Raw genomic sequence first — 14,179 nt, forward strand, 5'->3', positions numbered from 1 at the left:
TCAAGATCCGATTGCGTCAAATTTGAAGCCTAGATCCCCTCAGGATCGGTTTATACGACACATCAGCCACCTAAATCCAATAGGCAGCCAAATCGAGGTTTTTCGCGGCTTCAATTGAGACGTCGAATATAAAGTTATCTTTTGAGATGAAATGCCATGGAAGAAATCAGTTCGTTATACCCGAACATCGCGAAGCTAATCGCCGAAACCCCTTCCCCAAAGGACACGTTTCTATTCGACAGGACAGAATGTATTGATTATCCTTTTTGGGCTGAGCTTGAATATTTTCTTTTGAACAGAGAACGACTTGGCGATACCCGGGAAATTCTTCGGAAACTATGCTCAGAGGCACCATTGTCTCTTAAGATCGGCAAGGCATGGGAAAGACACCGAGACTTTAGATCTGCTCAATTCGAAATTACAGCAATATTTCTGATTGAGAAATACTTCGGTGGAAATGTGATGCTCATTCCCGAGAGCAGCGCCCCTACGCCAGACTTTGAGGTAAAGCTTAATCAAGAAAGATTTACAGTTGAGGCTAAGGTTCAAAGCGGGCAACAATTCGGTAATAAGCATCCCCGGTACAATGGCCCGATTCTATTTGATCCCAAAGAAGAGATTGACCTTCGGTCCTGGTTGTTTGAGGAAAGAATTAGTTCGCGGAACGGGAAGCCCATGGTGCCACAGGTTTTTGCAGCAGAGAAGAAAGAGGCTGATGTTCTTTTCTGCCAAACAGACTATGTCAAGACACAAGACAACCTTATGTCGCAAATATCCATTCTATGCCCTGAAAGCCAACTTGTAGAGCGAATGAGCCTGAAAGCTGCAAACCAAGAACCGATGGACGCTATATTCTTTCAAGTTACATACCCCTGCGTGCGACAAGCAACCGGGATGAAAGAGATTTGGCTTTGCGATCTAGGTAGCAGTAGCTGCAGGCTTGTAGTTTTATCAAGTGCGTACGATATTTTGAGAAATCATTTGAAATACACAAGATAACCTCGCTAATTCAGCCGACGCAAAAAACCGCGCGGCTGATTAGCCCGTTAGCTGCATCGAAGCCTATGAGCACACTATTTGGAAGTGACGTACACGCGGGGCTATCCGGCATTGAACTAGTCGAGGAGTCCTATGAGCTCGGGGAAGGCATTCTTCTTCAAAGAACCTTCGCTCACCTATTTGCTACCTTCATGATGGCATTCAAACCGGCTCCGCCAGGAAAGCACCATCCAGGTCCGTGGAAAAGTGCATCCGGTGGATTTAGTTTTGATGTGAGTGCGGAGCTACACATACCTGCTCGTATCGAATCCGATTTCGGATCGAAGATTGCGGTTGCCAGGACCTTACTATTCCTTCTGAGGCTCGGCGTCAATCCTGCAATCACACTGCCGGTATTCGCAAATTACCCGTTCGATACGCTAGCCGAAACTCCAGATGCAGCCGCAACGCTTTTTCCGTACGAAGTACAGCGGCGCCATTTCCCACTCGGTGTGGTCGGAGGGAGAGTCGATCTGGCTGCCGTATCTTGGGTAAGGGAGCGGTGGAAAACTACCCATAAACTTAGGGAAAGTAGTCCAGAGTTTGATTTTGCAGTCGAAGCAATCGACTGTGGGCAGTTCATAGAGAACCATGCATTGTCACTAATTTCCCTTTGGAGTGCTTTGGAAACCCTGTTCTCTCCTGCAAAAGCAGAACTACGGTTCAGGGTTTCAGCGCTTATAGCATCATTTCTTGAAGTGCCAGGGGCAAAGCGCGCCAAGCGGCAGAGAGAAATTACGAAACTGTATGACAAGCGATCGGCCGCTGCGCATGGAAAGCCATCACATGAATCAGATCACCTGTTGCACACATTCACTCTCGTTCGGGAGGTGCTTTTCAAGATTATTGACATGGGTCGTGTGCCAAGTAAACCTGAACTCGAGGACATGCTCTTTGGCGCGAACTAGTCCGAACCCAGCTAACTCGGCGCTCCACCCGACCCCGTACCGCGACGCGGTCTGCGTCGGGTGAGCTTGGACGTTCGGCGCAAGAAAAATGGAGGATTTTGATGGATTTGTTTACCAGGTTTAATCGAAAAAGTATCGACGATAGACAAATAGATACACTAATAGGGATAAGTAAAGGTCTTGTGGCTGACGGTAGAGTGGATCAATCAGAAGCCGAATTCCTATTAATCTGGCTAATTCAAGCCCGTCAAAATACAGACAATCCAGTAATAATGAATCTATTAAATAAAGTTTGTTATATGCTGGAGGATGGAGTCTTAGATCCAGATGAATCTGCTGAGTTACTCAGTATCCTTCACAAAATTAATGGTGAACCATCTGAAATAGGTGAATTGGCAAAAACAACATCCCTTCCAGTAGACTACCCACTCCCGTCTGTGACATTTGAAGGCATGGAATTTCTTTTTACAGGCACTTGTATATATGGCACGAGAAAACAATGTCAGGCGGCAATCGAGTCACTTGGCGGAGTAAATGCAAAAGGGGTAACAAAGAAACTTAATTATCTGATACTTGGTACTTACGTTACCGATAGCTGGGCGCATGAAACATATGGCAGAAAAATAGAAAAAGCCTTGCAATATCGAGAAGAAGGTGTGCCCCTTGTGATCATCACTGAAGAGCATTGGATAAATGAGGGTAGTCTTTCATAAACAGCGCCTAACCAGGCGCTCCACCCGACGAAAACTTCGCCGCGGTTTTCGTCGGATGAGCTTGGTCGTTCTGCAGTAGGATGAAGGATGATAACAATCGAAGGCAAGCCGATGGCAAAGAGTAGGAAATTTTCAGTATACCTTCTGAAGACCGGCTACGATGCACGGAATGCTTTAAAGGACGAGCACTCGCTGGGCGAGCCACTCACCGATGTCGAAAACCTACCAGCGGGAGCGACACTTTACCTAGCTGACAACACGCCTACTGACCCTTGGTGGAAAACATACTGGGGCATCAATCGCGACCTTCGGCAGGTGTTAAAGGGCGCAATTGTCTTCCTTCCTATCAATGGCAAGTGCGTTTCACTTACATTCGGGCATACCCATCACAATCTTAAGAATGAAGCCTATGAATACGACTTCGGACTACGTGCAACACTCAACGCGATAGACCCCGACAAGATTAGGGTTACCGATATTTTTCAACCCGAAGACGCCAAGCGGGAAAGGATCCAAAGCCCGGTCGCGTCCGATTTGACCTTCTTTGACATCAACAGCGATGAATCTATTGTTAAGCGGTTGACCGGGGCTGTCCGCTCGGAATTCCAATCGTATTTTCGGTATGTCACGGGCGCGAGCAACATCCGAATCAGCTCTAGTGTAGCGGCATCAGAAATCAGCAACCTATGTTCCAAGTTGCTTGAGATCTACGAGAGGGATGACTTCAAGACAGCCTTCCCCAACATCCAAAACATCACCCCAATCAAGGATCCGTCCACCATTCAGCAACTTGACGCTCGGCTTCTTGAGGCATTTCGAGAGGAGTCGATAGACCTAGTGCTTACCATTCCCGAGATCTTGGACCACGAGAGCGCTTTCCATATTGCGTATAGTGGTGCGCACGGTTCTCGAAAGACTTACGATAGCGTCTTCATTGGCCACTACCGTCAGTTTCTAAGCTCACGCAGCATTGATGATGTGGAGCTCTGCCATATGAAGCACCACCGGATGAATATCAAGGACGAGAATAACAATACAAGGGAGAGCTTTTCAATCTATCAGTGCATGTTGTTCGATTGCGTACACAGCGGCAGCCATTACCACCTATGCGATGGCAGCTGGTATCGCATCGAACAAGACTACATCCGCCAATTGAAGGAGAATCTTGACCCTTACTTTAAGGAGCACTCTGTCCTGCAGGAATGCGACGAAAAGTGGGAGGACAGCTACAATGAGTCAGTTGCTACATCCAATACCGACTATGTATGTTTAGACAAGACGAACATCTCACCGGAGGGGCAGAGTGCAGTAGAACCATGCGACCTTTATACAGTGAATCGCGGTACAGCTAATCTGATACACATCAAGATCTCGACCCGGTCGGCATCGCTTAGCCACCTTTTCAATCAGGGCACGAACTCAGTCGAGCTCTTACGTCTTAACGGGGACGCTAGAGATAAGTTGAAAAATCTGCTTCAACCCGATCAGAGAACTCCGGTTGATGACACAAAGTTTGCTGTGACTTATGGCATTATCACCGCAAAGGACAAGGCTAAGAAATCTGATGCTCTGCCCATATTCTCCCGGATCAGCCTGCGGAGAGCCATCCAGTCGCTCAGACTCATGGCGATTGACTGCGATGTCGTCTTGATAAAGGACAATATAGACAGGAAGGTCGGAAGTTTGTCCAGCTAGCCAAGACCAAGAGGAAGGAGCAGATAATCAGGGGCTGGTGAGGTGCGTGCCTCTTGTACTTGGTGAAGGCGAGAGTGCAGAGGCAATGCTTCAAGCGGACCCGGGTCCACGCGGGGCACATTGGATGGTGTTGCCAGGTAGCTCTTCGGCCGCGTGGTCCCGGTCCACTTAAGCTTGATTTCGGCACAAACAAGGCCGGTGGACAACGAATTAAGAAGCATTACTACTGTCGGTTTGTCCGTTCCGCCTAATGCGGCAAAGCCGCAGGTTCGGACTTTCTGACGGGGCATGTTTACTTGCGCGGGACTGCTCAGACTAGACGCCGGATGCGTCGCTCGTATCGACGTCGAGCCGTAACCATCCATGGTGCCCCGCTCAATGGAGAATATATATGTACATTGCCAAGCTCGCCATCACCAATTTCCGCTGTTTCCGCCAAACGACGGTCGACTTCCAACCGGGGATCAACGTGATCCTGGGGGAGAACAACGCGGGCAAGACAGCCCTTCTACGCGCGCTGCGGCTAGTGTTCGACCGCTCCGGCCGTCAGCATCCCGATCTCCCCGATTTCTACCAGGGCATCGCCGACTTCACGAAAGCCCCAAAGATCTCCATCGCCGCGACCCTGCGATCGTCAACGGCCGATAGCATTGACGACAAGGCCCTCGTGGCAACCTGGCTCACCAAATTGGACGCTCCCTGGGAAGCTCAGCTCACCTACGAATTCTTCCTTCCCGACGAAGAGGTTCCGGCATTCACCGCAGCGTGCGGGGCGGCACCCGACCGCGACCGATTCTTCAGCGTCGTACAGCAGTTCATGCCCAAGTACGTCGCCCGCATCTTCGCCGGACTCCCGGAGAACCGGCTCGTGGCCGAGCCCGACGCCCTGGCGAAGTTCGACTGCCACACCGTCGATGCGATCCGTGACGTCGAATCCGAACTGTTTGCAGGTACGAATCCCCTGCTGCGCACGATGCTGCGACAGGTGCTCGACCATGATGCCGACGAGGCTGAGACCCTCAGGCGCCGTCGCCATTTCCGCACCCTTACGCAAGATGCCCGTTCTAACCTAACGGGCCGCATGAATCTCGACGCACTCTTCCAACTCGCTAAGGACACGGGAGCGGCTGACGGCGGGACCCCAATCCTGCGTGACGCCATCGACGAAGACGACTTCATTGCCGCTCTACGTCTCTACATCGACCGGGCGCCGTTCACGGTCCCCGCAACTCATAACGGTCTCGGGTACAACAACCTAGTGTACATCTCCCTGCTCTTAGCCAGTTTGCAGTTCAAAGCGTCGGTGCCCCGGCGGGGCCAGAATGCAATCCTCTTCCCCATACTCCTCATCGAGGAACCTGAAGCACACCTCCACCCGTCGCTCCAGTACAAGTTGCTTAAGTACATCCAGAAGCGGCTCTCGCCTGAAAAGACCAGTCGGCAGGTTTTCCTCACGACCCATTCGACGCACATCACCGCTGCTTCGGGAATTGAACCAATCATCTGCCTGAACCTCTGCGAAGCCGATGGCGGCGTCCACGTCGCTTATCCCGCCCGCGTCTTTGGCGAGAGCCCGGAAGGCAAAGCGTCCCGTAACTATGTCGAACGGTACCTGGATGCCACCAAATCCAACATGCTGTTTGCGAAGGGCGTCATCTTCGTGGAAGGGATCGCGGAACAACTGCTGGTTCCCTGTCTTTCCCATTGCATTGGCCGGCCCATCGAAGCCCACCACGTCGCGGTTATTGCAGTGGGAGGCGTGACCTTCAAGCACTTCCTGCCGCTCTTCGGCGCCGGGGAAGACGAAACTCTCCGTCGCTATGCGCTACGTCGTCGCGTCGCGTGTATGGTGGATGCCGATCCGGCTCGCAAGGCCAAGAAGACCAAGGGCGCGCGGCGTCAGAAATGCTGGCCGTACGTCCTGCACCGCGACTGCAACACCTACGACTACTTCCCCGTGTCCGGCGTCGTCAGCAATTTGCAGACCATGCGAGACCGATCGCCCGGGAATATCAAGATCTGCGTCGGCAGCAAGACCCTGGAGTACGACCTGGGCCTCGCGAACGCACAACTCCCCCTCCTCGTCACGCCGTCTTGCGAGCACGAGGCGGATCTTCGCGCCCTGGCGGAGACCGCAGCGACGTTGCCGGCTCCCCTCCAATCCCTGCTCGACGGTGAAGGAATCGATACCCTCGATGCGCTGGCGGCTCATGCGGACAAAGCGAAACACCGGTTCGCCACTTGCTACCTGCTCTGTGTCGAGAATGCCAAGGGAGAGCATGCCCTTGTGGTGGAACGGCAGCTCCGCGAGAACGCCTCGAAGCCGGAGGCAGACCGCGAGCCGTTTGTATGTCCGGATTACATCAAAGACGCAATCGAGTGGACCTGCGTGTTCGATACGACGGAGGCTCCTCGTGCCTGAGAAACTGGAAATCGATTCCGGCACGCCCCTCACCGACATTGAACGCCATTTCCGCGTCGTGGCTGGGCCGGGGGCCGGTAAGACCCACTGGCTAGTGAACCACATAAAGCACGTCGTTGCAAGGTCTAAGCGGCTCTCTCCCGCGTCCCGCGTTGCGTGCATCTCGTACACGAACGTTGCCGTGAATGAGATTCTCACTCGGCTCAGTTCGGCCGCCACTCAGGTGGATGTCTCCACTATTCACAGTTTCCTCTACCGCAATGTTGTCCGGCCGTACCTCCACCTGCTGCGGGATGGTGACGGCCAGCCCCTCGTCGCGTTCGCATCCGTCGACGGTCACGATGAACACCACCCGTCCTACGCCATCTTCGACGAATGGCTGAGAAACATTGGGCAGGCTAAGATTCTACAGCGAACCTTCGAGGTGCAGCGAGATATTCTCAAGGACAAGCTGTGTCATTTGGTGTGGCGGCGTTCGGGGGACGGCACCTGGACGCTTGGGCCGCGAACGCTCGATCGCATGGGGAATATGCTCAATGCCATCTGCACGAGCGCAAACCTCATCCACTACAAACGCCGATACTGGAGGCTGGGCATCGTCGATCACGAGGACATCCTCTACTTCGCGCACCGCATCTTCGAAGAGCACCCACTCGTCTGTCAATGCCTGAGTGCCCACTACCGCTACCTGTTCATCGACGAATTTCAGGATACGCTTCCTATCCAGGCCAATGTCGTACAGTGGCTCGCCGACGCAGGGACGGTGGTCGGGGTCATCGGTGATGCTGAACAGTCCATCTACGGTTTCCTCGACGCCCACCCGCAGCATTTCCTGTCGTTCTCGCTGCCCGATTTCCTCGACGTGACCATGCGTCACAACCGCCGCAGCACGGGCCGGATCATCTCGATCCTCGACCATGTGCGATCGGACGGCCTACGGCAACATTGCTTCCGTGAACTGGACGGGCAACCGGTGACGGTGTGCATCGGCGACCTCGACCGCAGTCTCGCGGCCATTCGTGCTGACCTGCCGCCGGATGCCATCCTCCACGTGCTGACGCGGAAGAACAAGGACGCCCACCGCGTGCGATCCGCCCTCGCGCCCGGAACCGTGGAGCCGTGGGAGTCTTTATACGATGCCGATGCCGAACGCGCCCGTTTCATGGAGCACGTCATTGCCGCGACGGAACTCGCGAGTCGCGGCCAGTACGCGCTCGCCCATCGAGAAATGATTCAGATCATCGGACGGAGAGGGCGAGTGAGAAAGCCGCTCAAGTGTGACACGGAGCTGAGCGACGTCCACCGGAAGGGAATCGCCGTCACCGTACTGCAGGAGTTCCTGACTAACCACGCCACTATCTTCGCCAGCACGTTGCTCGAGGCGTACGTCCGCTGCGGAACCTGCATCACGGCCGTGTATCCGGCGGTGACCCTGACCGCTGCAAGGGCTGGGAAGTTCAAGACGTTCGCAGAGGCCACGCCGTACGCGTACCTCTCAGAATCGGTTCGTTTGCAGGAAGAGGTGCGTCATGTGCGGACCATTCACAAGGCGAAAGGGAGCGAGGGGGACAACATCGCTGTGTACTTCGAGGATGCCGCCCGTGTCCGGCATATCACGCATCCCTCGTCGGCCCCGGCAGATGAGGAGAAACGCCTCACCTACGTTGCCTTAAGCCGCGCCCGCGATCGTCTTTTCCTCTGCATTCCGACGGATGTTGCCATCAAAGAAGACGAACTCAACAAGCTCAATCTTTGTGTCATCGACCTGCGGGAGGCCCTATGACAACTGTCTCTGCTCCCGTTTTATCGCTGCTTTCAAATCATTCGCGTCAACATGTTCTGCGGGGTGTTAATGAATGAGAGTAGCGATGCACTGGAAGTCAAGCCTGCCTCGATGGGGGCACTTTGATAGCTCGGCATCCCATTGTGGGTCGACCTTTATGCCACTGGAGGAACAAAAAAAGGCCGAACAAAGGCACGCATCCGACGCCGAACCATGTGTTCTGCATGAGCAAGTTGCTGCTATTTCAACATCCTGGGCATTCCTCGGCGCGGGTGATACCTGCCGTTCGGCGGGAGGTGCTGTTCATGGAACCATTTGCCCCTTTCTCTAAGCCGGTTCTTCAGCAGGCGCTAGAAGAGATCAGTCGGGACCCTGCGGTGGTCGAGCGGCTCGCATGGTGGTCACGACACGCACACTCAACGGAGCGGTGGCTGCAGTTCGAGCTCGCCTTTAGATTGGAGCGGTTGTTGGGTGGTGTGTGGTACGTGGGTTGCGAGCGCCACTACATCGATCTCGTGTACTATCGCTCGGACGCCGCCATTCCTCTTTGGAGCAGTGAGTATGCGGCTGGCATCGAGCTGAAGTGGTACGCGAACTGGTGGCTCAAAGACGAAGGAGCTGGATTTCGGGACGATGAAGCGAAGATCGCCACGTATAGGATTCCGGCGGCGGCCCTTGCGGTATGTCTCGTCGCATGGCCGAGGGATACATGCCGGGAATTGTCGTGGATCCGGGAGGCGGTAAAGCGGGCCGACGGTGCGCGAAGCATCGCCGAAGTGCGATCGCTGTTGACGCGTCAGCTGCGACGCCCTGCTGATTTCGATTTTGAGATCGAGTGTTTACCACACAAGGACTTTGAATCCATGAGGTTACTCATCTTGGGCTGTTACAATGACGCGGCACGAGCACCCGCCTAGCGACAGCGTGGATCCGACACCGAGGGCCGGCGTGGCGCTCTTGTAAGGGGGGACTGAGGGACATAGACAACGAGGTCACTCAGACCGAGGGGCGAAGCGGACATGATCATGCGATGCGGCAAGAGCGACGGCAGGGTGGCCGAACAAAGGCGTCGAGTCGACGCCGAGGGTGGCGCGACTCACGCCAGGCGTTAGAAGTCACAATCGGAGTCAAGCATGCAAATTGATGAGACCAAATACAAAAGCGATCTTGGGATCGAGCCGTACAGCAAAGAACGTGTGGAAGCCGCTCTGGAGCATGTGGACGATATTCGAAAGTTTGAGATTGAACTCAGACAAAGCGGAAGCGTAAGGCAACGACGATAACGTATATGAAAAACCCCATGGTTTGGTTGGGCAAGGCATCTGATAATTCAATTCTCGGTCCAATAGTGTGGCCGAATATGTGAGGGTTCTTGGCATGAAAGGTTCTCTTAGTGACCAGCTCGCTGAGGCCTTGGCCTTGGGTGAGCTAAAAATCGAACCCAGAAGAAAAAAAATTATAACCAAGAAAAGACAAAAGATTACAGAGTATGTGCCACCCTCTAGCCGAAATATAATGGATCACCTACTTCAGTTGGGTAGGGATGAAAAATACCCGCACGATTCTATCCCTAGCACGCTTCGAAACGTCAAGAATTTTATAGGAAAAGCTCAGAGGCTAAGAGATGAGGGCGTTATCCCAGTCTCAGATTTCCCATTTGCCCTATTGGGATACGCTCGGTGGAATGAAAGCGCCCAGCTTAACCAAGCGTTTCGCAATTTTCTATGTGATGTATGTTTTGATGCATTCATCGTATCGATATCTGAAAAAGATTGTTCAGCAAACATTCTTCATGATATGGACAATGCTTTTGCAGGGTTTAAAAGATTAATAGACCGACAATTCTATAATAACGTCCTGTCTTATGTAATTCGGCAGCTTGACCAATACGACTTTGATTCGGCTGAAAGGATTCTTGATGCGGTCAAAAGACATGTGCCCTCAGCGTGGTTGAACGTTGATGAATTGGTAAATCAATACTCTTTTCTTCGATCTTCTGCCCTCAAACAGCAAATTCAAGATGAGATTTTGAGGCATTTAGAGCAAGGGAAATATAGGGAGGCAGATTCTCTCTTCAAAAGAAGTGGGCTACTATCTCTCCCGGAATATGAGAAGCTCACTATTCCTTTCATCGCAAAGGATATCATGAAGGTAGTAGGCTCCTCAGAACAAGAGGAGGAACATAGAGATTTGGCCTCGGACATTTTTAAAAACGAACCGGAAATTGTCTATGAAATGACTTGGGAACGTCTCAGAGCGTTCATTGTAGACAGAATTGGTTACCTGTCACTGCCTAGATTGATTTATAGAGTCCTGACAAAAGAGATTGCAAAAAATGTGATTTATCTTGATGATCAAAGGCTGGCGCTTTTTCTTGTGAAAGTGTTAAACGGTCCTTCACTCGAAGAAACCGATTACCATTTCATCTGGGGTATCTTTTTAGCGAATCTGAAAGTATTTCAGGACTTATTGCCCGCAAACAGAAGAAAAATTGATAACATAACAAGTAGATATCCGTTTGATAGAATAAATGAAATTGTTGAGGTTTATTTGCCGCCTGAGGAAATTTGCCTAAAATTCTTGAAAAGAGAGCCACTGGAATGTGATAGTGAACAGCTTGAAGTTATAGGTAAATCTTTTCAGAAGTCCCGGTATTTCAATTGCTCAATGGTTGTAGCTTTGCTGAGGGCGAAGATAGATGGAAAGAAGATTAGATCAAAAGATATCTTACGGGGCATACTCCAAGCGGTGGTGAATAAAGCATTTAACTACAATTTGGAGACCAAGAATCAAATTAGAAATTTTATCTTTCCCAGATGTATATCTGATTTTATAAAGAAGAATTTCATGATATCAGATCGGGACTATGTTTTTTGTGAAGGCATCCTAATTGGGGAAGAAAGCAGCCCACGTGTCCTTTGCCGAGGTCGAAAATGCGAGGAAATGACGAGGCTATTATGCGAAGTTGGCAATGACAAGATCAATTCCGAATTTCTTTATTTCCTGAGAAAAGAATTTAATATGTCAATTAAGGAGTTTTTTTCCAATGAGAATTTTTCACAGGCGATGGGTTCCTTCAACAGATGGAATGAAATAGCTTATAGGCTTGTATGCGGATATGGTGAAGAAAGGGGTTGCGGTTCACCATTACTTTGTAATTCTACTCCTCAAGTAAAATCCGGATGGGCAGCCTATGCTGTAACTTACTGGCGTTGTTCAAATGAACATTGTGAAAAGCGATTTGTACCAGTGAAGCTATCTCACTGTGGTAGTGGGTGTGGAAAAATTATCGATAGTCGCTTCGACAAAATCGCCTGCAAAAAAAATGACTCAAAACCATTCTACATCTGTAGAGGGTGCGGCTTTTGTTGTAAAGAGCATGGAGTGAGCGGAATTTGTCCTAACTGTGGTGAAAGCGCTGGTTGGGATACCAAGGACCCGTACCTTAAATGGTACTCCTGTAGGAAGTGTGGACATACAATTGGCGTCCCTAACACCCTGAAGGGTTGCTTGGGGTCAGAAAATTCTGGCAGGGCTTTTGAAATTCAAAACAATTGTTGCAAAGAACAAATTGAATATCTAGGTCAACAATATGACGACGTTTTATCTGACTTCGTTCGATTTTGACGGAAATCTTCCGACTGTAATATCTCATATGATCAATGATTTGAATTTTCGGCTTCTGGTCTGCTACGACCTGAATAATTGCCTTGCGAACGTTGAAATGGGTCTTGAGAAATATCATGAGATTCTCGACGTATACCTACTGGAGTCGATCCTATTTTTAGGAAAATACCACCGGAGGTATTATGAAGGTGAAAAGATTCCCGCTTATGGTTTAAGGAAAAACCTACGGGAATTCCTCTCAACACACTCTGTTGAGTTGAAGTGTGGCACAGATATTGCGAATAATTTTTGGCTTCGGCTTTTAGCCTATGCCAAAAGGCTCAGAAAGCATGTCATGGCCTCCGGGGCCTGGGATCATTATCAGGAAGTTGAACTCCCCTTTTCCAAGGTGTTGCACGCGCTGACATTGAAGGGGGTCGCACTTGATTGTGATGCTTTAAAAATGATCCGGGAAAAGGCTGAACACGCTCACCGAAGGATTTTATATGCCTTGGATGTAAACAATGTCGGCGGACCTCAATTGAAGGATCTGAATAATTGGGCCAAGGGTTACGGTTTTTACGAATTTTTTCCTGCTGGGCGGAATGAAATTAGGGTCAAGGATCTGGAGCTCCTGGAGGATCAGCATCAAGTATTCAAGATCTTCTCACGGCTGGAAAAGTTGAAACGCATCAACAGGTTTTTGAACAGCGTTGGCGATATGCAGCGGATCCGACCGACTTATAAGACGATGGGCGCGGTTACGGGCCGGTGTACGTCGACCGTCCCCAACATCATGGGGCTTCCAAAAATCTTTCGGCCCATTGTAATTCCGAGCAGGCCTGACTTCGGAATTGTTGAATGCGATTATTCGCAAATGGAAGTGGGTGTTGGAGCAGCCCTGTCAGAAGATGAGCGCCTCATTGATGATTTCAATTCAACGGATGTCTATGAAAAGGCAGGATTGTTGCTATTCGGGGGCTCAGGCGGCTCCCGCTCAAAGGCCAAGGTCATTTTTTTGGGCATTCAATATGGCCTTTCACGGAGAACCATTGCGAGGCTGCTGGAATTGAGCGAAGCCGAGACCTCGAACAAATTGGATCGGCTTTATGGAAGGTACAGTTCCCTCACAGGCTATCTTGCATCCCTGGAAAAGTCGGGGGGACAGTGGGGGTTTGTTGAGAGTGTATCGGGGCTTAAGCGCTACCGCCGTAATCCTCTAGAGGTCCCCAATTTTTGGGAGAAAAACTGGTTTAAGAATTTTCCCATTCAAGCGAGCGCTGCTTCTATCTTCAAAAAGGCCATTATTGAAATTCACGAGGCGTTGGGGCGGGAGCCGTTCAATTTACTAGTGCCGCTATACGATTCCGTCGTGTTCGAGTGCCCACTGGATCGAATGGAAGAGTTTACCGGAATCGTCGTGGATTGCATGATCCGCAGTATGAAGGCGTATTTCCCCGTCTTGGTGCCCAAAGTATCGGTCAATGATTCAGACCCCTCTCACTGGAATGCGGAAGGGGGCAGCGGCAGCATCAAGACCTTCCTAGATGACCCGCTGTATGGCATCGATATTAGAGAAAAGCCCAGCAGCAATGTGGATTGGTCTGAATACCTGTGACCTGCTGAAGACGTTTTTTACGGGAGCATTACGCGTTTCTAAAAAAACCCTTGCGTTCCGAGATTGGGCTTGCTACCTTCCTGTCAGGAAGGAGGCAAGACCATGGGTACGGATCTCATCATTCGCGGCAGACAGATCGGATCGAAAGAACTGAATCAGATCCGATCGGTTATCGCCCGACAATGGACTCAGGGCCGTGTGGCCATTTCCAGGGAGCTCTGCCGGCTGTGGAACTGGCGGCAGGAAAACGGCCACCTCAAAGGGCAGGTATGCAGGATCCTGCTGAGGAAGCTCGAAAGCAAAGACCTCATCACCTTGCCGCCATCGAAAAGGGGTCTTGCGAACCCGCCCAACCGGCGCTACTACGTTCCGCCGCCTGAACCGCCGGAAGTCGAT

At 51.2% G+C, this 14,179-nt stretch carries 10 protein-coding genes and 1 pseudogene; all 11 read left to right on the forward strand.

What is annotated here, in order from left to right; genetic code table 11:
- Positions 1-156: 156 nt before the first annotated feature.
- The gene (locus tag H567_RS0119865) at positions 157-999 is read left to right on the forward strand and encodes a hypothetical protein (protein ID WP_028322736.1); all 843 of its coding nucleotides are present in this window, start codon (positions 157-159) and stop codon (positions 997-999) included.
- A 65-nt stretch (positions 1,000-1,064) separates the two neighbouring features.
- Positions 1,065-1,946, forward strand: coding sequence for a HEPN domain-containing protein (locus tag H567_RS0119870; protein ID WP_028322737.1), 882 nt, complete (start codon positions 1,065-1,067; stop codon positions 1,944-1,946).
- A gap of 101 nt (positions 1,947-2,047) precedes the next feature.
- Positions 2,048-2,659, forward strand: a complete 612-nt coding sequence (locus H567_RS28090; protein WP_084517619.1) for a BRCT domain-containing protein — start codon at positions 2,048-2,050, stop codon at positions 2,657-2,659.
- An 87-nt stretch (positions 2,660-2,746) separates the two neighbouring features.
- Complete coding sequence (locus H567_RS26215) at positions 2,747-4,354, forward strand: DUF6119 family protein (RefSeq protein ID WP_084517621.1); 1,608 nt, start codon at positions 2,747-2,749, stop codon at positions 4,352-4,354.
- A gap of 391 nt (positions 4,355-4,745) precedes the next feature.
- On the forward strand, positions 4,746-6,776 hold the full coding sequence (locus H567_RS26220) for an ATP-dependent nuclease (protein WP_051185154.1): 2,031 nt from the start codon (positions 4,746-4,748) through the stop codon (positions 6,774-6,776).
- Positions 6,769-8,559, forward strand: a complete 1,791-nt coding sequence (locus H567_RS28785; RefSeq protein WP_035255426.1) for a UvrD-helicase domain-containing protein — start codon at positions 6,769-6,771, stop codon at positions 8,557-8,559. Before H567_RS26220 ends, H567_RS28785 begins: the two co-directional genes overlap by 8 nt.
- A 305-nt stretch (positions 8,560-8,864) precedes the next feature.
- Positions 8,865-9,476 carry a hypothetical protein gene (locus H567_RS0119895; RefSeq protein WP_028322739.1) on the forward strand — a complete coding sequence of 204 codons (612 nt, stop codon included), beginning with the start codon at positions 8,865-8,867 and terminating at the stop codon, positions 9,474-9,476.
- A 216-nt stretch (positions 9,477-9,692) separates the two neighbouring features.
- Entirely contained in the window at positions 9,693-9,842 is a 150-nt protein-coding gene (locus tag H567_RS29090; RefSeq protein WP_161626664.1) for a hypothetical protein, read from the forward strand.
- Positions 9,843-9,936: 94 nt separating this feature from the next.
- Positions 9,937-12,186 carry a hypothetical protein gene (locus H567_RS0119905; protein WP_028322740.1) on the forward strand — a complete coding sequence of 750 codons (2,250 nt, stop codon included), beginning with the start codon at positions 9,937-9,939 and terminating at the stop codon, positions 12,184-12,186.
- A gap of 28 nt (positions 12,187-12,214) precedes the next feature.
- The gene (locus tag H567_RS0119910; protein ID WP_028322741.1) at positions 12,215-13,783 is read left to right on the forward strand and encodes a DNA polymerase; all 1,569 of its coding nucleotides are present in this window, start codon (positions 12,215-12,217) and stop codon (positions 13,781-13,783) included.
- A 102-nt stretch (positions 13,784-13,885) separates the two neighbouring features.
- A pseudogene (locus H567_RS0119915) lies at positions 13,886-14,179 on the forward strand (hypothetical protein); the annotation flags it as partial.

The organism is Desulfatiglans anilini DSM 4660 (genome assembly GCF_000422285.1).
Taxonomy (GTDB): Bacteria; Desulfobacterota; DSM-4660; order Desulfatiglandales; family Desulfatiglandaceae; genus Desulfatiglans; species Desulfatiglans anilini.

Bases quoted from the DNA above. Each gene is read 5' to 3' on its own strand.
- H567_RS0119910 (WP_028322741.1), top strand. From the start codon at position 12,215: ATGATCAATGATTTGAATTTTCGGCTTCTGGTCTGCTACGACCTGAAT.
- H567_RS0119895 (WP_028322739.1), top strand. From the start codon at position 8,865: ATGGAACCATTTGCCCCTTTCTCTAAGCCGGTTCTTCAGCAGGCGCTA.
- H567_RS26215 (WP_084517621.1), top strand. From the start codon at position 2,747: ATGATAACAATCGAAGGCAAGCCGATGGCAAAGAGTAGGAAATTTTCA.
- H567_RS0119870 (WP_028322737.1), top strand. From the start codon at position 1,065: ATGAGCACACTATTTGGAAGTGACGTACACGCGGGGCTATCCGGCATT.
- H567_RS26220 (WP_051185154.1), top strand. From the start codon at position 4,746: ATGTACATTGCCAAGCTCGCCATCACCAATTTCCGCTGTTTCCGCCAA.
- H567_RS0119905 (WP_028322740.1), top strand. From the start codon at position 9,937: ATGAAAGGTTCTCTTAGTGACCAGCTCGCTGAGGCCTTGGCCTTGGGT.
- H567_RS29090 (WP_161626664.1), top strand. From the start codon at position 9,693: ATGCAAATTGATGAGACCAAATACAAAAGCGATCTTGGGATCGAGCCG.
- H567_RS28090 (WP_084517619.1), top strand. From the start codon at position 2,048: ATGGATTTGTTTACCAGGTTTAATCGAAAAAGTATCGACGATAGACAA.
- H567_RS0119865 (WP_028322736.1), top strand. From the start codon at position 157: ATGGAAGAAATCAGTTCGTTATACCCGAACATCGCGAAGCTAATCGCC.